This is a genomic window from Xanthomonas melonis (assembly GCF_020783655.1).
GTDB lineage: Bacteria > Pseudomonadota > Gammaproteobacteria > Xanthomonadales > Xanthomonadaceae > Xanthomonas > Xanthomonas melonis.
This window is the reverse complement of sequence record NZ_JAJGQH010000022.1, coordinates 17,814-39,571: the sequence shown is the minus strand read 5'-3', so window position 1 is coordinate 39,571 and position 21,758 is coordinate 17,814. Positions and strand designations below refer to the sequence as shown.

Sequence of the window (21,758 nt, the reverse complement as noted above, 5' to 3'; positions counted from 1 at the left end):
CGATCTTGGGAGAGCGGCGACGACGTTGCACCGCTCGATCCGTGGAGCGTTTCGAAGAGGTCACCGGACGATCGACTAGACCACAGTTGATGCGGTGCCGCAATACACCGTTACAGCTGCAACGAGACCTGCCTGAATCCCTTGTGCCAGCTGGCTTGGCGCCGCTCCGGCGAGCGACGCCAGGCGGTGCCTAGCCGCAGCGAACCGAGGTGACGATGTTCTTGGCATCCACTTCCAAGTTGAGCCGTTCGCCATTGAATTCCATGGTCACCATCTGGCCGGGTTTGAGCACGCGCACCGACTTGGCGCCGGCATCGTTGCGCGCCTGTTCGCCCACGGCGTCGGTCATGGGCTGGCCCACCAGCGACTGCACCTGGGTGGCATCGCAGCTGCCGATCGGCGGCGCTTCGGGTGCGGTGGCCGGTGCCGGTGCGGAGGCCTGCTCGGCAGCCTGCTGCGCCTTGGCGGTGACGGCTTCCTGCTCGTCCGGCTGCGGCTTGTTGCAGGCACTCAATGCGGCCAGTGCGAGCAAGCTGCAGGCCACGCGGGCGATAGGCGGGACAGTGCGCATCGATGACTCCAGCGAAGGGGAATGGCCAAGCATAAGCACAATTCGCACCACCGGCATGGCTTGCCCACACGGCGTTGGCGTTACGTTGACGCAGCCTAGTCCTGCCGCGCCCAACAATCGGGCCAACGCCTTCGACCCAGATGCAATGAAAGCCAAACGTGTTCTTCGCAATGCCGCCGCAACGGCCACCACCGCCGGCAAACTCGCTGGCGCCGCCACCGGTGCGGCAGTGGCCACGGCTGCAGTTGCGAGCGCTGCGGCGGTGGCGCAGGCCAAGGCCACCGCGCGTGCAGCGGGATTGACCTATGTCAACGACCAACAGCCGGGCATCAGCCGGCGCCGCGCCGGGAAGAGCTTCAGCTACCGCAGCGCGGACGGCCAACGCATCGCCGACGCCGACACCCTGCAACGCATTCGCGCGCTGGCGATCCCGCCGGCCTATACCGAGGTGTGGATCTGCGCCAAGCCCAATGGCCACCTGCAGGCGACCGGCCGCGATGCGCGGCGGCGCAAGCAGTACCGTTACCACCCGGATTGGGCGCAGGTGCGCGGCGAAGGCAAGTTCGAACGCGTGATCGCTTTCGGTACCGCGTTGCCAACACTGCGCAGGCGGCTGCGCCGCGATCTGGCGCTGCCCGGTTTCCCACGCGAGAAGGTGCTGGGCATCGTGGTGGCGTTGCTGGCCGACACCCTGGTGCGCGTGGGCAATGCCGAGTACGCGCGCAGCAACCGTTCCTACGGGCTGACCACGCTACGCAACCGGCACATGGAGTTTCTCAAGGGCGGGCGTGCACGGCTCAAGTTCCGCGGCAAGAGCGGGCAGGAGCACGATATCGAGGTGGACGACAAGCAGCTGGTCAAACTGATCCGCCAATGTCAGCAGCTGCCCGGGCAATCCCTGTTCCAGTATCGCGATGACGATGGTCAGCTGCAGCCGGTGGATTCGGGCGAGGTCAACGACTACCTGCGCGAGGCGATGGGCGAGGACTTCACGGCCAAGGATTTCCGTACCTGGGGCGGCACCCTGGCCGCCCTGCAACGCCTGGCCCGGCTGCCGTTGCCCGAGCGCAGCAGCGAACGTGCGCTCAAGCAGGTGCAGAACGATGTCATTCGCGAAGTGGCCGACGCCCTGGGCAACACGCCCTCGGTGTGCCGCAAGGCCTATATCGACCCTTGCGTGTTCGAGGGCTGGCGCGCCGGCGAGCTGCAGGCCATGGCAACCGGCGTGCGCGGCGAGCGGCAATGGGAGGCGGCCACGCTGAAATTTCTCACCGCCTCGCGTGCCAAGCTCAAGACAGCGGCGAAGGGAACTTCCAGACGCAAGTGAGTGCGGGAGCCGGGATCGAGCAGCCGCGACGCTTTCGATTCCCGATTCCCGATTCCCGATTCCCGATTCTCAGCCGCAATAGACCGCAGTGATGTTGTTGGTGGGGCCGGTTTCGATGCTGAGATGGTCGCCGCCACTTTCGCTGGCGCCCTGCGCCGGATCGGCCAGCCCGCTGGCGGTGGTACCGCCGGTGGCGCGTTCGCCGCGACGCACGCTGACCTGCAGGCTGTCGCTGTCCACGCGCGCGCGTTCGATGGTCTGTTTTGCCGCAGCGAGGCCGACGATGCCGCGCACTTTTTCGATGTGGCACTGGCCGGAGATGACGCCGTCGATCGGCTGCACCTGTGCTACCTGGTTGGAGGCGCAGGCCGAGAGCAACAACACGGCAGCGAGCGGAACAAGAGTGCGGATCATCGGGGATCTCCAGCGGAAGAATGGGGCAAGCGTGAAGAACCCGTTGTTGGTGTGGCATGAAGACATGGCGGCATGTGGGCCGCACCGGGGGCGGCAACGCGGCCGATGTTCTGACGGACACAAGTGGTGACTATCCTAGAACCCATGTGTCGAGCCGGGATTCGGCCGATGTGGCCGCCATTCGTTCTGCGCGCCCGGGGTTCCGCTGCACACCAGCGTGGGCAGCGCAGGCCCGGCATGCTGTTCCCAGGTGCATGCGTGAGCATGGCGCGCACCACGCGTATGCATGGCGAACGTGGCCGATCGGAGGCGCCGAGTGTCGGCATCGTGGTCGCCGCCATCGCTCACCTTCCAACGCGGCGGCTTCATCCAGCGCATCACCGCAGTCATCCACCAGGATCGTCCCGCATGTTCGCTGCTTCGTTACGGCTGGCCTGGAGTGTCGTCATCGGCTCGCTCGCGTTCGCCAGTGCCGCCACCGAACCACCCCGTACCACACTGACGGTGCCCGGCCTGCAACAACCGGCGCAGATCCGCGTGGACCGCTGGGGTGTGGCGCATATCTACGCCAGGACCGATGACGATGCCTTTTTCGTGCAGGGGTTCAACGTCGCGCGCGACCGCTTGTTCCAGCTGGACTTGCTGCGTCGCAAGGGCCTGGGTCACCTGTCCGCCGCGTTCGGCCCGGGCTATGTCGACCAGGACCGTGCATCGCGGCTGTTCCTGTATCGCGGCGACATGGCCGCCGAATGGGCCAGCTACGGGCCAGACACGCGCCGCGATGTCGGCCGCTTCGTCGCCGGCATCAACGCCTACATCGCGTGGCTGGACAGCCACCCGCAGGCGCTGCCCTACGAATTCCGCACGCTCGCCTACCGTCCGGAACGCTGGGCGCCGGAAGACGTGCTGCGCATCCGCACCACGGGGCTGAGCCGCAACGTCAAGAGCGAAGTGGCGCGCGCGCAGGTGGCGTGCAAGGCGTCGTTGAAAACCGATGCGATCCGCGTGATGTTGCAGCCGGCCTGGACGCCCGCGCTGCCGGACGGGCTGGATCCCTGTCTGCCGGAGCAGGTGTTGAAGGTCTACGAACTGGCCACGCAGTCTCCCAGGCTCACCGCCGAGACACCGCTGGCGGCGCGCGAGCCGACGCGCGCTGCCAGCGACGACGAGGCCAGCGCCGAAGGCAGCAATAACTGGGTGATCGCACCGTGGAAATCGGCCACCGGCCACGCGGTGCTGGCCAACGATCCGCATCGGGCCTACACCGTGCCCAGCCTGCGCTACTTCGTGCACCTCAGCAGTCCCGGCCTGGACATCATCGGCGCCGGTGAACCCACCGCGCCGGGCATCGCGATCGGGCATAACCGCACCAGTGCCTTCGGTCTGACCATCTTCAACATCGACCAGGAGGACCTGTACGTCTATCGGCTCAATCCCGACGACGATGCGGCGTACTGGTACCAGGGCAGGTGGGAGCCGCTGCGCACCGAACGCGAACGCATCGCCGTGCGGGATGCGGCGCCGGTGGAGGCGACGCTGCAGTTCACCCGCCACGGGCCGGTGGTGTACGTCGATCGCGACAGGCACCTGGCCTATGCGATCCGCTCGGCATGGAGCCAACCCGGCACCGCGCCGTACCTGGACTCGCTGCGCTATCTGCGCAGCGCCACGTTCGCCCAGTTCCGGCAGGCGCTTGCGCATTGGGGCGCGCCCTCGGTCAATCAGGTGTATGCGGACGTGCACGGCACCGTCGGCTGGGCCACCGCAGGCATGGCCCCGCGCCGCGACCACGGCGATGGCCTGTTGCCGGTGCCGGGCGATGGTCGCTACGAATGGAATGGATTCTGGAATAGCGCCGCACTGCCGTGGTCGACCAATCCCGCGGCCGGTTTCATCACCACCTCCAACGAAATGAATCTACCGAAGGACTATCCCTACGCGCAGCGCAAGCTCGGCTTCGAGTGGGCCAACGGCGCGCGCCATGCACGCATCACCCAGGTCCTGTCGCAGCTGCCCAAGGTGAGTCTGCAGGATTCGGAGAACCTGCAGAACGACCAGGTGTCGCTGCCGGCCCAACGCCTGCTGGCCCTGCTCGAGCCGCTGCAGGCGCAGGATGCCGACACACGCGCCGCGCTCGACCTGCTGCGCGCGTGGAATGGCGAGGTGGCCGCAGGTTCTGCCGCCGCCGCACTGGAAGAAGTCTGGTTCACCCGCTATCTGGGCGCCGCCTACAAGGCACTGGCGCTGCAGCCGGCCGAGGCAGCCAGCTTCGGTGCACCCGACGCCGAAGTGCTGTTGCAGGCGCTGGAACGACCCGGCGCCGTCTTCGGTGCCGCGCCGGCGGCGCGCCGCGACCAGTTGCTGCGCGAGTCGCTGCGCAGCGCCTACCAGGCGCTGGTGGCCCTGCAGGGGCCCGATCCGGCGCACTGGCAGTGGGGCAGGCTGCACACCAACACCGTTGCGCATGCGATGAGCGCGGTGGCCGGCGCCGATCGCGCGCTGCTGGATGTGGGCCCACTCGCCAAGGGCGGCAGCCCCTACACGCCCAATCAATCCAGCTACGCCCCGTCCAGCTTCCGGCAGACCATCGGCCCCTCGGCACGCCTGATCATCGACCTGGGCAACTGGGACAACTCGCGCGCGATGAATCATCCAGGCCAGTCCGGCGACCCTGCCAGCCCGCATTACCGCGATCTCGCACCGTCGTGGCTGCAGGGCAGCTACTTCCCGCTGCTGTATACGCGCGCTGCGGTCGAAGCGGCCACCGAGCAGGTGTTCGATCTACTGCCCGCTGCGGCGCATTAGCTGTCGCGCGGTGCGGCAGCTGGGTGCAACCTGCGTCTTGAGTGACGTCGAACCCCCTGGCGTATCGGACCCTAGGGGACGCCCCCCCCTGCCATCCGACCTATTGACTACAGCTGTCGTCACGCCTACGTTAGCGACAACTGTAGTCATGGAGGTCGATATGCGCGGCAAGACGATCGGGGACCAGGAGCTGGCCCTGCTGCAATACATCGAAGAACACGGCACCGCCAGCGTCGGCGAGGTGGCCGCGGTGTTCGGCGAGGCGCGCGGATTGGCGCGCTCGACCGTGCTGACCATGATGGAGCGCCTGCGCACCAAGGGGTTCCTGCGACGCAAGCAGGTCGCGGGGATGTACCGCTACAGCGCCACGACCGGTCAGGACGATGTGGTGCGCTCGGCAGTGGGGCAGTTCGTGGAGAAGACCCTGCAGGGCTCGGTGTCGCCGTTCGTGGCCTGGATGTCGCAACGTGCCGAGGTCAGCGATACCGAGCTGGCCGAACTGGAAGCGTTGGTTGCCAAGCTGCAGTCGCAGCGCAAGGAGGATTGAGCCATGTTCCCCTCGATCGAAGCGGTGTTATGGACGCTCGGCGCCACCAGTCTGCAGACCGCCGTCCTGGTGCTGGCGGTGTGGGGCCTGTGCCGGGGCGTGCGGCGGTTGCCTGCCGCTACCCAGGCGTGGCTATGGTGGCTGGTGGGCGTGCAGGCGGTGGTCGGCCTGGTGTGGCGCAACCCGGTGCAGCTGCCGGTACTGCCGGCGCACGCGGTGACTTCGGCGCTTGGCTCGACCGACAGTCTGGCGCCGATGGCGACCGCCACCGCTGCGGCGGCCACGGCGGCGCATGCCGGCGCCAATGCGCAGGCCATGCAGGTCTCCTCCTGGCCCACCTGGTCTGCGGCCCTGCTGGCGCTATGGGCGGCGGGTGTGGTGTTGCTGGCGACCGGCACGGTGCGCGCGTATCTACGCAGCCGTGCCCTGGCGCGTTCGGCGCAGCCCTGCACCGATCGCGGCCTGGTGCAGGCCCTGCAACTGGCGTCCGAAGCGCATGGCCTGGCCCGCGCGCCTGCGTTACGCGTCTCGTCGCAGATCGATTCGCCGCAGTTGATCGGCCCGTGGCGGCCGGTGCTGTTGTTGCCTGCCGCGCGCTTGCCGCACATGGCCGACGACGATCTGGACATGGCGCTGACCCACGAGCTGATCCACCTGCGGCGCCGCGATCTGTGGTGGGGATTGTTGCCGGCGCTGGCCCAGCACCTGTTCTTCTTCCATCCGCTGGTGCATCTGGCCGCGCGCGAGTACGCCATTGCCCGCGAAGCGGCCTGCGATGCGGCGGTGGTCGCCGGACACCGGCACTGTCGTCATGACTACGGGCGGCTGCTGCTGCAACTGGGTGTGGCCAAGCGCCCGCATGGCGGCGTGGCAAGCGCCTCGCCCTCGTTCCTCAGCCTCAAGCGGCGGTTGTCGATGTTGCAGGACACCGGCACGTTTCCGCAGCTGGGCGCGGCCATGATCCTGGCACTGGTGGCGGTCTGCGGTGTGCTGCCGTTGCGCCTGGTCGCCATGCCGGTGCCGTCGTCGCCTCCCAGCCTGCGGCCGACCGTGGTGAGTGCGCCGGCACTGCCGGCACGCGTGCAGGCTGATGCGGCCATGGCCGATCCGATGCGCGTGGTGCCTGCACCGGCGCAGCCGGCCATGCCGGCGGCCGCGCCGGCTCCGGCGACGCAGGGCATCGTCGCCACGGTGCTCGATACGGCGCCACTCCATGGCGACGCTGCAGACCTCTTGCCTGCGGACTGGGATGCCTATGTGGAGCGGGTCACGCGCGAGGCGCTCGCCTCTGCCATGCCGCAGGCGCGCGCCGCGTTGCACGAGGCGTTCGACGCCAGCAACCGTGATGTCGAGCTGCAGCAGGACCGCATGCAGGAGGCGCAGGACGCGCTGCAGGAAGCACGCGAACAACTCGCCGCGCTCGGTCCCGAACTGGCGCAGGCCAGGCAGGACGCGCAACAGCAGACGCGTAACGCCGAGCAACAGGTTCGCGAGGCGGCGCAGCAGCAGCGCGCGGCGCAATACGCGTATGCCGCAGCAGTACGCCAGGCCGCCGAACTGACCCGGCACCAGGCCGAACTCGACAAAGAGGCGGCGCGGCAGGAGGCACGGCAGGCACGCATCGAGGCAGCGCGCGCGCGGCACGAGGCGGCGCAGGAGCAACAGGACGCCGCCGACATGCAGAACGACTAGACGGCTGCCTCCGGCGCGCCGGCTGCGCTGCGTCCAAGCCCAGGCAGCGCCGCTGGTGTCGGTAGCCACCCACTGCGTCCAGCAGGCCGGCATCGCGGGCTGGACGTCATGCAGTCAGGTCTGGCCGTGCACGGCCGGCCGGCTGGATAGACGCCGCCGCTCGCCGCGCAGCTGATCCCGCGCGAGTGTGTCCGCTCGCGGACAGCCGCTGGCATGGCAGCGCGGCCCACCCAAACTCCTTGTGTTCGCGGACAGACGACGCCAGCGGCGTCGGCAACGCCGTGGCCGTGTGACTGCTGTTTCCCTCCGCCTGCACGTCCTGCGCAGGCGGCAACCACCGTCCTGTGCCTCTTTGTGGAGATCTCCGATGATCCAGACCACGTCGTCGTTGTCATGCCCGCGTCAGCCGCTGTTGCTGGCGCTTGCTGCCGTCGCTATTCCACTCTCGAGCCTCGCTGCCTGCGCTTGGGCGGCTACGGTGCCGCCGCTGGCGCCGTTGCCGCCGACAACGGCTGCTTCACCGATCGCGCCTGCAACGCCGTCGGCGCCGGGCGTGTTCGATCTGGCTGGTGCATCGACCGCGCCACGTCGCCATTGCGGTGTGGCCGCTGCCTCCGGCGCCGACGCCTCTGCTGCAGCCCAGGGCGATGCCTATGTGCTGGTCTACGGCGACCGCCAGACGATGCATGGCTCGCTCGACGACCTGCAGACCGCGCGCAGCTATCAGCGGCACGGGGAGCGACTATTGTGGTTCCGCGCCGATGGGGTGGACTATCTGGTACGCAATCCCACGCTGTTGTATCGCATGGCGGCTGCGCACGCGCCCGTCCGCCAACTGGACCAGGCGCAGGCCGCACTGGACGCACGTCGGCAGGCGCTGAGCGAGCAACAGGCCGCCTTGGCCGCACAGCTGTCTGCGCAGGCGCGGCCGCGCCTTTTGCACGCCTCGACCGGCACGTTGCCCGCGCCGGTCGCTGCGGACGAACAAGCAGCCATGGCGCCGGCCGCACTGCAGGGATTGGCGCGACAGCAACGCACCCTGGCCGACCGCCAGGCCCGCCTGGCCGCCAGGCAAGCCGCCGCTTCCACACGGGCAACACGCCAGGCGCTGCAGGTGCTGCGTGATGCATTGAAGAGCGGCCTGGCCACGCGGGTCGCCGGCCAGTCGTAGTGACCGGTTTCATCATGGCAGGGCGCTGATGCCGCCGCGCTCGCCGATACTGTGCGGCAGGCAGACGGTGAGCAGGCATGACGTACCGGGTGGTGGTGTTGGGAGGGTTCGGGCATTTCGGCGCGCGTATCGTGCGGGCGTTGGCGGCCACGCCGACGATCCATGTGATCGCCGCTGGCCGGCATCCGGGGGAGGTTGCCGTGCACTGGCCCGATGCCGCACCCGGACGTATTTCGACGTGCCGGCTGGATATCGATGCCGGGGATTTCATGACGCGGCTGGCGGCCACCGGCGCCGATGCGCTGGTGCACACGGCCGGACCATTCCAGGGACAGGCCTATGCGGTGGCACGTCGCTGCCTGCAGGCCGGCATGCATTACATCGATCTGGCCGATGGCCGCGCCTTCGTGCGTGATTTTGCCGCGGCGCTGGATGCGCCCGCGCGTCAGGCGCAACGGGTCGCCATCAGTGGCGCCAGTACCCTGCCCGCGCTCTCCAGCGCAGTGGTCGATGCCTTGCTGCCGCAGTTTTCGGCCCTGCACGAGATTCGCATGGTGATCGCGCCTGCGCAGGCGACGCCGCTGGGGCTGGCCACCGTGCGCGCGGTGCTGTCGTACTGCGGCATGCCGTTCTCGTGGTGGCACGATGGCCGTTGGCAACAGGTGGTGGGCTGGGCGCAACCGGAGCGGGTGCGCTTTGCGCACCTGGCCGGGCGGCTGGCCGCGCCCTGCGATGTGCCCGACCACGATCTGCTGCCGCAGCGCTATCCCGGCGTGCGCACCGTGCAATTCCGTGCCGCGCTGGAAGTGGCATTCCTGCAGCGTTGCCTGGCTGCCATCGCCTGGCTGCGGCAGCACGGCATGCCCTTGCCGATGGAGCGGCTGGCCGCAGCGCTTGCCCGCGCCGGACGCTGCTTCGATCGCTTCGGCACCGAGCTGGGTGGCATGCGCGTGCGCTTGCGCGGCGTCGGACAGCAGGGGCTGCCGCTGCAGCTTGACTGGGACCTCACCGCGCCGATGTTGCATGGCCCGGAGATCCCGTGCTTCGCCGCCATCCTGCTGATCCGCAAACTTGCCGCCGGGCAGCCGCTGCCGGTGGGCGCACATGCCTGCATGGGGTTGTTGACGCTGGACGACTTCGAAGGCGCCTTCTCGGCCTGGCAGATGACCACCGCGGTGACACGCACGCCCGAATGAGCGCGCAGCGTACGGCGTGACGACGGCGCGCGCACGATCTCGACGCCATGCCGCCATGCCGAGGGAAGCTGCCTGCGCGACATGCGCCGCCATCCCGGCCTGCATGCCGGCGGCGTTTCACCCAGGCGCCGGATCCGACGACCGCCGCGCCCCGGCCGATGGCATGCGCGGCGGCGGCGCGTTGGCACGTATGGCGTCCGAAAACAGGGTGTGACGCAGGCCGATCAAACCCAGCAGCGCCGCATCGTGTTGCGGCCCGGGCGGCAGTGTGCCCATGCGTGCCAGTGCACTGTCCAGCCGTTCGCGCAAGGCCACCGGGCCGGGTAGCGCGCGTCTGTGCAGCGCCTGCTGCCGGTAATGCGCCGCCACATCGGCCAGGATCGCATCGATCGCTTCCACGCGCGCGTGCGGCAGGCCGTGGCGGGCACCGCGCAGCTGCAGGATGTTCAAGCCCACGCGCACTTCGCCGAGCATGTCCAGCGCCGCCAGTGCGCTGCCCTGCGGCGCCAGGGCCAGTCGCGGCGCGAGCAGGTCGAGCATGCGCGCGGCGAACTGGTGGCGGTTCTGCGTACCGTGTCCGTCTGCGGCATCGGCCAGCGTGCGCCAGGTTTGCCGTACCAGACGGCGGGCGCTCCATTCGGCGCCGACCGAGCGAAACAGGCGCGTTAGCACCACCGCGAAGACCACCCCGAGCACCGTGCCCACCGCCGCGTTGACGAAGCCCTGGAAGTCGGCGCTGTAGGTGTTCTGCAGGTTCAGCAGGATGGGGATGTTCACCACCAGCGGCAGCGCGATCATGGTGGTGGCCGGCCGCTGCAGCAAGGCGCCCAACGGCAGCAGCACCACCGCCAGCAGCAGGACCAGCACCGGGAAGTCGTGGACCGCGGGGAAGATGCCGAACAGGTAGATGCCGGCGATCGCGCTGGCCACCACCGACCACAGCAGGAACGACAACATGCCGGGGGCGGGGTCGTCGTGCGAGGCGAAGAAGGCGGCGGTGACCGCGGCCATCATGGCGCCGCTGCCACCGCCTTCCCAGCCGATGCCGATCCACAGCACGCAGTAGGCCAGCAACGCGACCCCTGCGCTCGCCGCCGCGAACGCGATCATGCCCAGGTCGACATGCCGTGCGGACGGGTCGGGCTTCGCACGCGCTCCGCTGCGCCGCCGCGCCCAGCCGATGTGCTGCAGCAGCGGCCGGCGCGCCTGCGTCCGCTGCGTGGCGGGCTGCGTCGGTTCCGGCGAGGCGGTGCCGATGTCAGCGATCGCATGCAGCGCCGGGGGCGTGCCGCCGCTCACGACCGCCTGTTCCAGCGCACGGCAGTCCTGCCAGAGATCGAGCAGCTGCTCCAGGCGCAACAGCAGGCTGGTAAGCAGCAGATGCTGCAGGCGATCGTCCACCACCGGGCGGAATGCGGCCATGCGCGCGCGCAGCTCGGCCAGCGCGGCAGCCTCGTCGGCCGGTCCGGGCCGTTCCACCCACGTGCCCAGATCGCGCAGCAATTGCGTCAGCGCAGGCGTGGCGGCAGCCGTGGACGCCTGCAGCGCGTCCAGCCGGTCGGTGATGGAGGACAGCACCGGCAACAGCATCAGCAGGCGCGCGCGCAGCTGTTCCAGCAGTGGGGTCACCTCGGCATGGCGCGGGTCGTCGTGGTCCACGAATGCGATCAGCGCGTCGAACTGCATCAGGCTGGCCGCCAGCCGGTCACGCGGTGCCTGCGCCGGCCCGCGTTGCAGCACCTGGCGGCACCATTGCGCGGCGTCGAGCATCCAGCTGCCCACGCGCGCATCCAGCATCGGACGCACCGAGGCGGGAAACACCACCGACGCGAACAGCACCGCCATCGCCGTGCCCAGCACGATCTCTTCGCTGCGCGCCACGACCGTGTCGAAGATGCCCTCCGGTGCCGTCACCGCCGGAAAGCCGATGAAGGCGACGGTGTAGCCGGCCAGCAGGAACGCATAGCCGCGCGGGCCGCGGTCGCGCAGGGCCAGGAACAGGCACGCCGACAGCCACAGCGCCATGGCCGCGCTCAGCAACAGCGGTGTCTGCACCAGGTTGGGCAGCATCACCAGGGTCGCCGCGCCGGCCAGCAAGGTACCGAGTACGCGATACACGCCTTTGGCGCGGGTGGGGCCGAGCAGCGGTTGCGACACGATGTAGACCGTGGCCACGGCCCAGTACGGCCGCGACAGATTGCCGGCCAGTGCGATGTACAACGTCGCGATGGCCGCGGCGAAGGTCTTGACCGAGAACAGCCAGGCCTGACGGTCGCGCAACAAGGCGGTCATGGTGCAGCGGTGGGGGCAATGGTGGCGCCCTCCCACCCCCCGCCCAGGGCCAGGAACAGCTGGACCTGATCCTGCGCGACCTGCGCCTGGATCTGCGCCAGGCTGATCTCGGCTACGGCCAGGCTGCGCTCGGCATCCAGGCTGGACAGATACGGCGCCCGCCCACCCTGATACAGCTGGCGGTTCTGCGCCGCTGCCAGCGCGGCCTGCTGCTGCGCCTGCTGCAGCAGATGCAGGCGATCCAGATCCTGCGCGTAACGCGACAGCGCGGTCTGCACCTCGCGCAACGCCTGCAGTACCGCGCCATCGAACTGCGCCAGTGCGGCATCGGCACCGGCTTCGCTGGCGCGCACGCGCGCATGCGCGCCGCAGGAGGGCAGCGTCCACGCGAGCAGCGGCCCGAACGACCAGGCGCGCGTGGCGGCTTCGCCGATGTCGGCCAATTGGCCGGTGGCCCCGATCGAGCCACCCAGGCGGATCTCCGGGTACAGCTCGGCGGTCGCCACGCCGATGCGCGCGGTGGCCGCGGCCAGACGGCGCTCGGCCTGGCGGACATCCGGGCGACGCGCCAGCAACGCGCGGCCGTCGCCGATGGGAATCGGCTGCTGCGGGCTGGGCGCGTGCGCGCAGCGGTCCACTCCAGGTGGTACTTCACCCGGCGTCTTTCCGAGCAGTGCCGCCAATTGGTAGCCGGCTGCCTGGCGGCGCGCGCGCAATGGCGGCAACGCCGCTTCCAGCGTGGCCACCTGCGCGGTGGCGCGCGCCAGATCCGGCGGCGTTGCGCGGCCGGCGGCGATCATGCGTTGGGCCACCGTGCGGCTGCGCTGCTGCACCTGCAGCGCATGCTCGGCCACCCCCAGTTCATGGTTGGCGTTGCAGATCTCCACATAGCTGGCGGCGACCTGCGCAGCCACGTTGACGCGCGCCAGGTCGATCGCCGCCTGTGCCGCCTCGGTGTCTGCATGCGCGGCTTCGGCGCCGCGCTGCAGCTTGCCGAACAGGTCGAGCTGGTACGACACCCCGAACTTGCCATCGGCGAGGTCGAGCACGGGCAGCTGCTCCCGTTGCAGGAACGCCTGGGCGGAAAGCTGCGCGCGGCTGGCCCCGGCATCGGCCGTGTACTCGACGCCGCCGGCGTCCAGCGCCTGTTCGTACACCGCCGCCGCGCGCCGCAGGTTGGCGCCGGCCACCTTCAGGTCGCTGTTGTCGCGCAGCGCCTGTTCGATCAGGCCATCCAGCAACGGATCCTGGTACAGCGCCCACCAGCGTGCCGGCAGCGGTGCACCGGGCTGCACCCGGTCGTTGCCGGTGTCCACGAAGCCGGCATTGGCGGCCGGGCGCCTGGCGGCGGCGTGGTCGGGCACGGCGTAGTCCGGACCGACCGTGCTGCAGGCGGCAAGGCCGGCGATGACAGCGCTCAGGACAACCGGGCGCAGGCGGTTCACGGCGTCGCCCCGGCCGGCGCATGCCCCGGTGCCGCCACCGGCGCGCCGTGCGCGGCGTCGGGCAGGATCGACACCGTCGCCGTGCGCCCGGCGATCAGACGGACCTGGTCCGGTACCGCGTCCAGTGCGATGCGCACCGGAATGCGTTGCGCCAGGCGCACCCAGTCGAAGGCCGGAGTGACATTGGGCAGCGCACCGGCATCGCCGCTGCGGTAGCGATCCTCGATCCCGGCGGCGATGCTCTGCACGTGGCCGTGCAACGCCGCCGATTCGCCCATCAGGTGCACCTCCACGCGCTGGCCAGGATGCACCCCGCGCAAGCGGGTTTCTTCGAAATAGCCATCCACGCGGAACGCGCCGGTCTCCAGCACCGCCAGCACCGGGCGCCCGGCGCTGACGTAGTCGCCCACGCGCACGGTGCGATCGCTGACATGGCCGTCGGTGGGGCTGCGCACCTGCGTGCGATCGAGGTTGAGCTGGGCCAGCGCGAGCGCCGACTGCGCGGCGGCCACCGCGGCTTCGGCCTTGCGCACCTCGGAGCGGCGCATCTCGGCGTCCTCGGCGGCCACCAGATCCTGCAGGTGGCGATCGCGTGCGCTCTCGCGGCGCAGCTGGGTCAGCGTGGCCTGCCGTTCGGCCAGCGCGGCGCGGGCCTGCTGCAGCGCGATCGCATAGCGCGCGCGGTCGACCACGAACAGTACCTGCCCGCGCGCGATCGGCTGGTTGTCGGCCACTGCCACCGATTCCACCAGCCCCGACACATCCGGCGCCACCTGTACCACATCGGCGGCCACGTGCGCATCGCGCGTCCACGGCGCTTCCATGTAGTAGCGCCATAGCTGCTGCAGCACCCATCCCGCCACCGCCACCATCGCCAGCGTCAGCACGGCCGGCGCGGCGGCCTTGATCCACTTGTTCACCATTGCATCCACCGCATCAGAGAAAACAGGCCACCCAGCAACACCACATACAGCGACAGGTTGAACAGCGCCGGATGCCAGATGTGGCGATACGCACCGGCCCGGGCCAGCAGCGCGCCGATGGCGCTGTTGAGCAGATAGGCCAGCGTCATCAAGGCCAGCAGGGTGGGAACGAACACACCATGGAGATCGAATTCGCCGTACATCGGTGACTTCCTGGAAAAGAAAAACGACGGTGCCGGCCTGCGCAGCGTCCGCCTGGTTCCGCACGCCGCCGGACACGGCGGCGCCTGCCGCCCAGGTCTATTCGGTGCGGCTCAACTGCGCATGCGCCTGCGCGAGCTGTTCCCACAGGCTCAGCACCACCTGGATCTGTTCTTCGCTGAGCGCGCCGAACACCTGCGCACGCAGCGCATCCAGGCGTGCCTCGATGCGCCCGACCAGCGCCTGGCCGGCGTCGGTGAGCCACAGTTGGTTGGCGCGGCGATCGCTGCTGTCGGCCTCGCGCCTGACCAGGCCCATGATCGCCAGCCGGTCCAGCAGCCGCACCAGCGATGGGCTCTCCATGCCCAGGCGCTGCGCCAGTGCGACCTGGCGGATGCCGCCACCGCAGCGGCCGATCATCAGCAGCGGCGTGGTACAGGCGCCGGAGAGGCCGAATTCCTCCAGCGCCTGATCGGCCAGCCGCTGCCACTGCCGCGCGGCGACCAGCAGGCCGGAACTGAGCCGGGAACGGGATTCGGGAAGGCTGCTCGTCATAATAGTTAGGATCCTAACAATTGGAGCATGAATCGATTCGCACCGAACCGGGCGCGGCCGCAGCCATCGGCGCTGGGGCCACCGGCCTGTCCTCGGGTACCATGCTCGCCCCCTTTGGGTGCACTTGCATGAGCCAGTCCGACCAGCCCGATTCCCCCGTCACCCAGGCCCAGGCCGAAGACGCCGTGCGCACCCTGCTGCGCTGGGCCGGCGAGGACCCTGCCCGCGAAGGCCTGCTGGACACGCCGCGCCGGGTCGCCGAGGCCTATGGCGACTGGTTCAGCGGCTACCGCGAGGAACCGCGCGAGTACCTGGAGCGCACCTTCGAGGAAGTGGCCGGCTACGACGAGCTGATCGTGCTGCGCGACATCTCCTACGAAAGCCATTGCGAACACCACATGGCGCCGATCATCGGCAAGGTGCATGTCGGCTACCTGCCGCGCGGCAAGGTCGTGGGCATCAGCAAGCTGGCCCGGGTAGTGGAAAGCTATGCGCGCCGTTTCCAGGTGCAGGAAAAGATGACCGCCCAGATCGCCCAGTGCATCCAGGACGTGCTGCAGCCGCGCGGCGTGGGCGTGGTGGTGGAGGGTGCGCACGAATGCATGACCACCCGCGGCATCCACAAGCGCGGCGTCAGCATGGTGACTTCCAAGATGCTGGGCAGCTTTCGCGAAGACGCGCGCACGCGCGCCGAATTCCTGCAGTTCATCGAAGTGGGCGGGAAGCGTTGAGCGAACGTGGGCATTGATGGCTGGTAGAATGAATCTCCACATGCCGGCGACAGCGCGCCCACGCGACGCGGTGGCCCAGGCATCGGCCGAAGGCGCACCTGCACTCTGCCGTCGGCAGGGCTGGCCGGCCCACTCCGCGCGTCGCAAGCGCAGCCAGGCACGACCGATCGCCGGACGCCCGCACGAGGCGAACGGTTGCTCGCCAGGCTTTCATGCCCTCATCGATGGAGTCCGCCACGTGGCACTCGATCCCGGTTACCGGCTACCTGCATGAAACACCTCGCCCGGATCGCCCGCTATCGCACCTTGCGCGATAGTCCGCTGTGGAAACTTCTGGCGGCCGACCACGCGCCGGAAGTGATCGGTCTGCTGCAGTCGCTGCTGCTGGACGGGGAGCGTCTGCTTCCGGCGGCGGTCCTGCACGAGCGCCTGCAGCGCATGCTCGACGAACTCAATGCCGAACATCTGGCGCGCGACCTGCCGCGTACCGCCCAGGCCTATGTCGCGCACTGGCTGGCGCAAGGTTGGCTGGAACGCCATCTGCCCGAAGGTGCGCAGCAGGAGCAGTTCGAATTGTCGACGCTGGCCACGCAGGCGATCCGCTTCGTCGACGGCCTCGAGCACAGCCGTGGCGCCGCCACCGAAAGCCGGCTGGCGCTGGTGATGCAACAGCTTGCCCAGCTGGCGGCATTGACCGAAACCAACCCGGATGCGCGGCTGTCGGCGCTGCGCGACGAGCGTGACCGCATCGATGCGGAAATCGCCCGCGTCTCGGCCGGCAAGGTGGCCTCGCTGGACGGCAAGCGCGCGCTCGAACGCGCCCGTCAGGTGATCGCCCTGGCCGATGAGCTGACCGAGGATTTCCGTCGCGTGCGCGACGATTTCGAGCAGCTCAACCGGCAGTTCCGCGAACGCATCATCGACGACGAGGGCGAGCGCGGCGACGTGCTGACCCGCCTGTTCGAAGGCGTGGACGTGATCGGCGACAGCGAGGCCGGGCGCAGTTTCCAAGCGTTCTGGGCGCTGCTCAACGACGCCGAACAGAGCGCGCAGTTGGATGCGGCGCTGGAGTCGGTGTTGGGGCGGGCGTTCGCTCGCAAGCTCGACCGGCGCGAACGCAGCTTCCTGCGTGGGCTGACCGGCACCATGCTCGAGCGCGGCGGCCAGGTGCACGATGTGATGCAGCATTTCGCGCGCAGCCTGCGTGGCTTCGTGCAGAGCCGCGGCTATCTGGAACAGCGTCGGCTCAATCGGCTGCTCAAGCAGGCGCAGGCCGATGCGCTCAGCCTGCGCGAGCAGGTGCCGGCACAGCGGCCGATCGGCCGCGATCTGATGCTGACCACCAGCCGTCTGCGCTCGCTGGCGCAATGGCGCCTGCACGACCCGCGCCAGCAGCAGGTCGATGGCGACATCCAGCGCAACGAGGCGGCGGCGATCTCGCTGGACAGCGTGGGCGATCTGGTCGCGCAATCGGAGATCGATTTCCGCAGCCTGCGCCGCGATCTGTTCGAACTGCTCGGCAACCAGCCGCAGGTGTCCATCGCCCAGGCGCTGGCGCAACGTCAGGCCGCCCAGGGCCTGGGCAGCGTGATCGGCTATCTGTCCCTGGGCACGCGCCATGGGGTGGTCGATGCCGGGCAGTACGAACTGGCCCATTGGTGCGGTGGCGATGGCCAATGGCGTCGCGCCCGTATTCCGTTGATCTGGTTCACCCAGGAGAAGCGCCATGAACTGGCCTGAGCACGACCACGCACACGATGCGGACGACAGCGATATCGCTGCCGACAATGGCGGGGCCGCCGACACCGGCCCGACGACAGGCACAGGGCTGTTCCTGGGCGATACCGGGCAGTTGCCGGTCGAGGCGCGGCGCGCGCTGTGCCAGCTGCTCAGCGGCCCCAGCGTGGACGCGCAGCGGCATGGCCGCCTGTGGCCGGCGCTGCTGCGCAGCGAGGCGGGCATCCGCAGTGCGCTGTCGGAGCTGTTCCTGGAGTTGGTGCTCGATCGCGAGGCCGGCATCGCCTTCACCCGCCAGGCCGACACCGGCGAGCTGGAAACCCCGGTCCTGCTGCGCTCCTCGCCGCTGACCTTCATCGACTCGGTGCTGCTGCTGCATCTGCGTCAGCAGCTGGCCGATGCCGACGCGCGCGGCGTACGTGCGGTGGTGGAAGACGCAGAGCTGGGCGATGCGTTGGCCGTGTACGAGAAGAACCTGTCCACCGACCGCGCCGGCTTCCTGCGCCGGGTGGCGACGGCAGTCCAGAAGATGAAGGACAATCATGTGCTGACCCGGTTGCGTGGCGAAGAGACGCGTTATGAAGTCTCGCCCGCGCTCAAGTTGCTGTTCTCGGCCGAAGACGTCGCTGCACTGGGGCAGGTCTATCGCCAGCTGCGCGAGAGTCCGGCCGAAGGCGACGATGCCACGGCGAGCGCGCACGCGTAGCGCGACGGGCACCGCGTCGATACAGCACACCGCTGCGCTTTTCCCGTCTTTCCTGGACCGTCCCGATGACCTCCGCCGCTTCTTCCAACCTGTTCGGCAACGATCTGCCCGACCCGCGTCTGCAGCAGTTCCGCATGCGCCGGTTGCAGGTCCATAACTGGGGCACGTTCTCCGGCCTGACCGAAGTGCCGATCGCCGAGCGCGGCTTCCTGTTCGTGGGCCGTTCCGGCTCGGGCAAATCGACCCTGCTCGATGCGATGTCGGCGTTGCTCACTCCACCGAGCATCGTCGACTTCAATGCCGCCGCACGCGAAGCCGAACGCAGCGGCCGCGATCGCAACCTGGTGTCGTACGTACGCGGCGCCTGGGCCGACCAGCAGGACAGCAGCTCCGGCGAGATCGCCACCCAGTACCTGCGCAAGGGCGCCACCTGGACCGCGTTGGTGCTGGAATACCGCAACGGCGAAGACCGCGTGGTGAGCCTGATCCGGCTGTTCTGGATCGCCGGCAGCAGCACGGCCACAGCCGATGTACGCAAGCACTACATGGTGGCCGAGCGCAGCTTCGACGTGGCCCAGGACCTGGCCGGCTTCGACCTGGATCTGCGCAAGCTCAAGCAGCGCCTGCACGATGTGCATCATTTCGACAGCTTCGCCGGTTACGCCGAGCGCTTTCGCCATCAGCTGGGCATCGGCAACGAGATGGCGCTGCGCCTGCTGCACAAGACCCAGTCGGCCAAGAACCTGGGCGACCTCAACGCCTTCCTGCGCGGCTTCATGCTCGAAGAGCCCAAGACCTTCGACGCCGCCGAGCGGCTGGTCGGCGACTTCGCCGAGCTCGACGGCGCCCACCACGCCGTCGTCACCGCCCGCCGGCAGGTGGAGACCCTGCTGCCGGCACGCGCCCAGCATGCCGAGCTGCTGCAGCTGCGCAGCCAACGCAGCGAGCTGGAAGAACTCAAGCTCGGCATCGACGCCTATCGCGAACAGCGCCGGCTGGCGCTGCTGGACGCGCGCCTGCAGGAGCTGGACGTGCAGGACCGCGGTCTGGCCGGCGAAGAGGGCCAGCGCCGTGCCGCACTGGATAATCACACCCGGCATTTGGAGGACCTGGAAGCGCAACGGCGCGCGCAGGGCGGCGAGCGCATCGATGCGCTGGAGCGCGAACAGCTGCAGCTGCAGGCCGAGCGCGATCGCCGTGCCGCCAAGCGCGCACAGGCCGAACAGGCCTGCCGCGCGCTCGAACAGGCCCTGGCCGGTAGCGCGCAGGGATTCGCCGAACAGCTCGCGCAGGCGCGCGTGGCGCTGGAAGACGGGCAGCGCCTTGCTGCAGAACGCGACGAGGCGATCAGCGCGCGCATCGCTGCCAAGCACGACGACAGCAAGCGCTTCGCCGAGGTGCGTGCCGAGATCGAGTCGCTCACCCGCAATCCCTCCAATATCCCTGCGCCGATGCAGAGCCTGCGCGCACGCCTGAGCGCCGATACCGGCGTACCCGAGGCTGCGCTGCCGTTCGTCGGCGAACTGATCCAGGTGCGTGAGGAGGCAGCGGCCTGGCGTGGCGCCATCGAGCGCGTACTGCACGGGTTTGCGCAATCGCTGCTGGTGGACGAGCGGCATTACGCCGAGGTCGCCGACTGGGTCAACCGCACCCATCTGGGTGCACGACTGGTGTACTACCGCGTGCGCAGCAACGAGTCGGCATTGGGCGGACGCGAACTGGGCGGCGCCTCGCTGCTGCACAAGCTGCAACTGCGCGAACATGCCTTCGCCGGCTGGCTGCGCCGCGAGCTGGGCAAGCGCTTCGACTACGACTGTGTGGACAGCGCCAAGGCCCTGCGCCACGCCGAGCGCGCGATCACCCGCGAAGGCCAGGTCAAGCATCCTGGCGAGCGTTACGAAAAGGACGACCGTCACCCGATCGGCGACCGCCGGCGCTGGCTGCTGGGCTTCGACAACCGCGACAAGCTGGCCTTGTTCGAGCGCGAAGGCCAGGAGCTGGCCCAGCGCATCGCCGCCTGCGATGCCGAGGTGGCGGCTCTGCGCGCCGAGCGCGAGCGCGATGGCGCGCGCCGCCTGGCCCAGAACACGTTGGTGAATCTGAGCTGGGAGGAGATCGACGTGGCTGCCTCGCTGCAGCGGCTGAGCCAGATCGCCGAGACCCTGCAGCAGTTGCGCGAAGGCGATGCCAACCTGCGTGCGCTGGGCGAAGCCATCGACCGCACGCGTGCAGACATCGTCCAGGCCACGCGCACGTACGAGGGCGTGCGCGCAGAGCGCATCGGCCTGGCCACCGAGCGCACGCGGCTGGAGAAGCAGCAGCACGAATGCGCCGACGCACACAGCCGTGTGGTCACCCCGCTGCAGCAGCGGGGCCTGGCCGAGCGCCTGCAGACGCTCGGCGAGCTGAGCCTGGACACGCTGCAGGAACGCTTCCGCCATCTCGAACGCGGGCTGGATGCGCAGCTGGGGCTGAGCAAGGACGAGCTCACCCGTCTGGAGCAATTGCTGCTGGGCTGCTTCCGTCGCTATTGCCAGCAGTGGCCCGAAGACAGCGGCGACTTCACCGTCAGCCTCGGCAGCGCCGACGATTTCCTCGCCCGCCTGCAGCGCCTGGAGCGCGACGGCCTGCCGCAGCACGAAGCGCGGTTCTTCGATCTGCTGCAGAGCCAGAGCAAGAACAACCTGCTGGCCTTGCAGCGCCACACCGCCGAAGCACGCAAGTCCATCGCGCAGCGGCTGGACGAGGTCAATGCCAGTCTGGAACAGGTGCCGTTCAACCACGGCACCTTGCTGACCATCGAACTGAGCGACCGCCGCCTGCCGGAGGTGATCGAGTTCCATCAACGCCTGCGCGATGTCCTGGGCCATCATCAGACCGAACAGCGCGAGGTGGCCGAGCAACAATTCGCGGTGCTGCGCGAGCTGGTGGGCAAACTGGGTTCGCAGGAGGGCGAGGACAAGCGTTGGCGCGAAGTGGTGCTGGACGTCCGCCTGCATGTGGAATTCGTCGGCGTCGAGCTGGACGCGGCCACGCGGCAGCAGGTGGAGATCTACCGCAGCGGCGCCGGCAAGTCCGGTGGTCAACGGCAGAAGCTGGCCACCACGTGTCTGGCGGCCGCCTTGCGTTACCAGCTCGGCGGCGAAGACGGCGAACTGCCGCGCTATGCGGCGGTGGTGCTGGACGAAGCCTTCGACAAGGCCGACAACGAGTTCACCGCACTGGCGATGAACATCTTCGAGAACTTCGGCTTCCAGATGGTGGTGGCCACTCCGCTGAAGTCGGTGATGACGCTGGAGCCCTTCATCGGCGGCGCCTGCTTCGTGGAGATCAGCGGCCGCCACGATTCGGGCGTGCTGTTGATCGAGTACGACGAACAATCGCGTCGTCTCAAGCTGCCCGAGCGCTCCCGCAGCGCCGCGGCGGTGGCCGAGCAGGCCTGAGC

The 21,758-nt window shown here is 69.1% G+C and carries 17 protein-coding genes; 10 read left to right on the top strand and 7 right to left on the bottom strand.

Features of this window, described 5'->3' with window-relative positions:
- Positions 1-190: 190 nt before the first annotated feature.
- Positions 191-571: an I78 family peptidase inhibitor gene (locus LL964_RS19035; RefSeq protein WP_167395390.1), complete on the bottom strand. Its 381-nt coding sequence runs from the start codon at positions 569-571 to the stop codon at positions 191-193.
- A gap of 55 nt (positions 572-626) precedes the next feature.
- Between LL964_RS19035 and LL964_RS19030 the strand changes: the two genes are divergently transcribed.
- Complete coding sequence (locus LL964_RS19030) at positions 627-1,898, top strand: DNA topoisomerase IB (RefSeq protein WP_167395389.1); 1,272 nt, start codon at positions 627-629, stop codon at positions 1,896-1,898.
- Positions 1,899-1,967: 69 nt separating this feature from the next.
- Here LL964_RS19030 and LL964_RS19025 read toward each other — a convergent pair whose 3' ends face one another.
- The gene (locus LL964_RS19025) at positions 1,968-2,312 is read right to left on the bottom strand and encodes a hypothetical protein (RefSeq protein WP_104588174.1); all 345 of its coding nucleotides are present in this window, start codon (positions 2,310-2,312) and stop codon (positions 1,968-1,970) included.
- A 408-nt stretch (positions 2,313-2,720) separates the two neighbouring features.
- Between LL964_RS19025 and LL964_RS19020 the strand changes: the two genes are divergently transcribed.
- From LL964_RS19020 to LL964_RS19000, 5 genes are all read left to right on the top strand, one after another.
- Positions 2,721-5,117, top strand: a complete 2,397-nt coding sequence (locus tag LL964_RS19020) for a penicillin acylase family protein (RefSeq protein WP_104588172.1) — start codon at positions 2,721-2,723, stop codon at positions 5,115-5,117.
- 148 nt (positions 5,118-5,265) lie between these two features.
- On the top strand, positions 5,266-5,664 hold the full coding sequence (locus LL964_RS19015; protein ID WP_208621470.1) for a BlaI/MecI/CopY family transcriptional regulator: 399 nt from the start codon (positions 5,266-5,268) through the stop codon (positions 5,662-5,664).
- A 3-nt stretch (positions 5,665-5,667) separates the two neighbouring features.
- Positions 5,668-7,356 (top strand): M56 family metallopeptidase, encoded by a 1,689-nt coding sequence (locus LL964_RS19010; protein WP_104588170.1) that lies wholly within the window; start codon positions 5,668-5,670, stop codon positions 7,354-7,356.
- Between the two features lie 601 nt (positions 7,357-7,957).
- Positions 7,958-8,527, top strand: a complete 570-nt coding sequence (locus LL964_RS19005) for a hypothetical protein (RefSeq protein WP_104588242.1) — start codon at positions 7,958-7,960, stop codon at positions 8,525-8,527.
- Positions 8,528-8,604: 77 nt separating this feature from the next.
- Entirely contained in the window at positions 8,605-9,723 is a 1,119-nt protein-coding gene (locus LL964_RS19000) for a saccharopine dehydrogenase family protein (protein ID WP_104588169.1), read from the top strand.
- 117 nt (positions 9,724-9,840) lie between these two features.
- On the opposite strand, the gene LL964_RS18995 is transcribed toward LL964_RS19000, so the two are convergent.
- The 5 genes from LL964_RS18995 to LL964_RS18975 form a co-directional block, all read right to left on the bottom strand.
- Positions 9,841-12,015 carry an FUSC family protein gene (locus LL964_RS18995; protein WP_104588168.1) on the bottom strand — a complete coding sequence of 725 codons (2,175 nt, stop codon included), beginning with the start codon at positions 12,013-12,015 and terminating at the stop codon, positions 9,841-9,843.
- A complete protein-coding gene (locus LL964_RS18990; protein ID WP_104588167.1) occupies positions 12,012-13,460 on the bottom strand; it encodes an efflux transporter outer membrane subunit in 1,449 nt (482 codons plus the stop codon). Before LL964_RS18990 ends, LL964_RS18995 begins: the two co-directional genes overlap by 4 nt.
- The gene (locus LL964_RS18985; RefSeq protein ID WP_167395388.1) at positions 13,457-14,380 is read right to left on the bottom strand and encodes an efflux RND transporter periplasmic adaptor subunit; all 924 of its coding nucleotides are present in this window, start codon (positions 14,378-14,380) and stop codon (positions 13,457-13,459) included. Before LL964_RS18985 ends, LL964_RS18990 begins: the two co-directional genes overlap by 4 nt.
- Positions 14,377-14,586 (bottom strand): DUF1656 domain-containing protein, encoded by a 210-nt coding sequence (locus LL964_RS18980; RefSeq protein WP_104588165.1) that lies wholly within the window; start codon positions 14,584-14,586, stop codon positions 14,377-14,379. Before LL964_RS18980 ends, LL964_RS18985 begins: the two co-directional genes overlap by 4 nt.
- 97 nt (positions 14,587-14,683) lie before the next feature.
- Positions 14,684-15,139: a MarR family winged helix-turn-helix transcriptional regulator gene (locus LL964_RS18975; protein ID WP_104588164.1), complete on the bottom strand. Its 456-nt coding sequence runs from the start codon at positions 15,137-15,139 to the stop codon at positions 14,684-14,686.
- 128 nt (positions 15,140-15,267) lie between these two features.
- Here LL964_RS18975 and folE point away from each other — a divergent pair, with 128 nt between their 5' ends.
- The 4 genes from folE to LL964_RS18955 all read left to right on the top strand — a co-directional run bounded on the left by folE (position 15,268) and on the right by LL964_RS18955 (position 21,756).
- Positions 15,268-15,870, top strand: coding sequence for a GTP cyclohydrolase I FolE (gene folE / locus LL964_RS18970; protein ID WP_104543982.1), 603 nt, complete (start codon positions 15,268-15,270; stop codon positions 15,868-15,870).
- A 270-nt stretch (positions 15,871-16,140) separates the two neighbouring features.
- Positions 16,141-17,610 carry a DUF3375 domain-containing protein gene (locus LL964_RS18965; RefSeq protein WP_104588163.1) on the top strand — a complete coding sequence of 490 codons (1,470 nt, stop codon included), beginning with the start codon at positions 16,141-16,143 and terminating at the stop codon, positions 17,608-17,610.
- The gene (locus LL964_RS18960) at positions 17,597-18,313 is read left to right on the top strand and encodes a DUF4194 domain-containing protein (protein WP_104588162.1); all 717 of its coding nucleotides are present in this window, start codon (positions 17,597-17,599) and stop codon (positions 18,311-18,313) included. Before LL964_RS18965 ends, LL964_RS18960 begins: the two co-directional genes overlap by 14 nt.
- A 65-nt stretch (positions 18,314-18,378) precedes the next feature.
- On the top strand, positions 18,379-21,756 hold the full coding sequence (locus tag LL964_RS18955) for an ATP-binding protein (protein WP_104588161.1): 3,378 nt from the start codon (positions 18,379-18,381) through the stop codon (positions 21,754-21,756).
- Positions 21,757-21,758: the final 2 nt, after the last annotated feature.

Coding starts and splice junctions, on each gene's coding strand:
- LL964_RS18980 (WP_104588165.1), bottom strand. CDS start 14,586: ATGTACGGCGAATTCGATCTCCATGGTGTGTTCGTTCCCACCCTGCTG.
- LL964_RS19000 (WP_104588169.1), top strand. CDS start 8,605: ATGACGTACCGGGTGGTGGTGTTGGGAGGGTTCGGGCATTTCGGCGCG.
- LL964_RS18955 (WP_104588161.1), top strand. CDS start 18,379: ATGACCTCCGCCGCTTCTTCCAACCTGTTCGGCAACGATCTGCCCGAC.
- LL964_RS19035 (WP_167395390.1), bottom strand. CDS start 571: ATGCGCACTGTCCCGCCTATCGCCCGCGTGGCCTGCAGCTTGCTCGCA.
- LL964_RS18960 (WP_104588162.1), top strand. CDS start 17,597: ATGAACTGGCCTGAGCACGACCACGCACACGATGCGGACGACAGCGAT.
- LL964_RS18975 (WP_104588164.1), bottom strand. CDS start 15,139: ATGACGAGCAGCCTTCCCGAATCCCGTTCCCGGCTCAGTTCCGGCCTG.
- LL964_RS18995 (WP_104588168.1), bottom strand. CDS start 12,015: ATGACCGCCTTGTTGCGCGACCGTCAGGCCTGGCTGTTCTCGGTCAAG.
- LL964_RS19015 (WP_208621470.1), top strand. CDS start 5,266: ATGGAGGTCGATATGCGCGGCAAGACGATCGGGGACCAGGAGCTGGCC.
- LL964_RS19030 (WP_167395389.1), top strand. CDS start 627: ATGGCTTGCCCACACGGCGTTGGCGTTACGTTGACGCAGCCTAGTCCT.
- LL964_RS19020 (WP_104588172.1), top strand. CDS start 2,721: ATGTTCGCTGCTTCGTTACGGCTGGCCTGGAGTGTCGTCATCGGCTCG.
- LL964_RS18965 (WP_104588163.1), top strand. CDS start 16,141: ATGAAACACCTCGCCCGGATCGCCCGCTATCGCACCTTGCGCGATAGT.
- LL964_RS19010 (WP_104588170.1), top strand. CDS start 5,668: ATGTTCCCCTCGATCGAAGCGGTGTTATGGACGCTCGGCGCCACCAGT.
- LL964_RS19025 (WP_104588174.1), bottom strand. CDS start 2,312: ATGATCCGCACTCTTGTTCCGCTCGCTGCCGTGTTGTTGCTCTCGGCC.
- folE (WP_104543982.1), top strand. CDS start 15,268: ATGAGCCAGTCCGACCAGCCCGATTCCCCCGTCACCCAGGCCCAGGCC.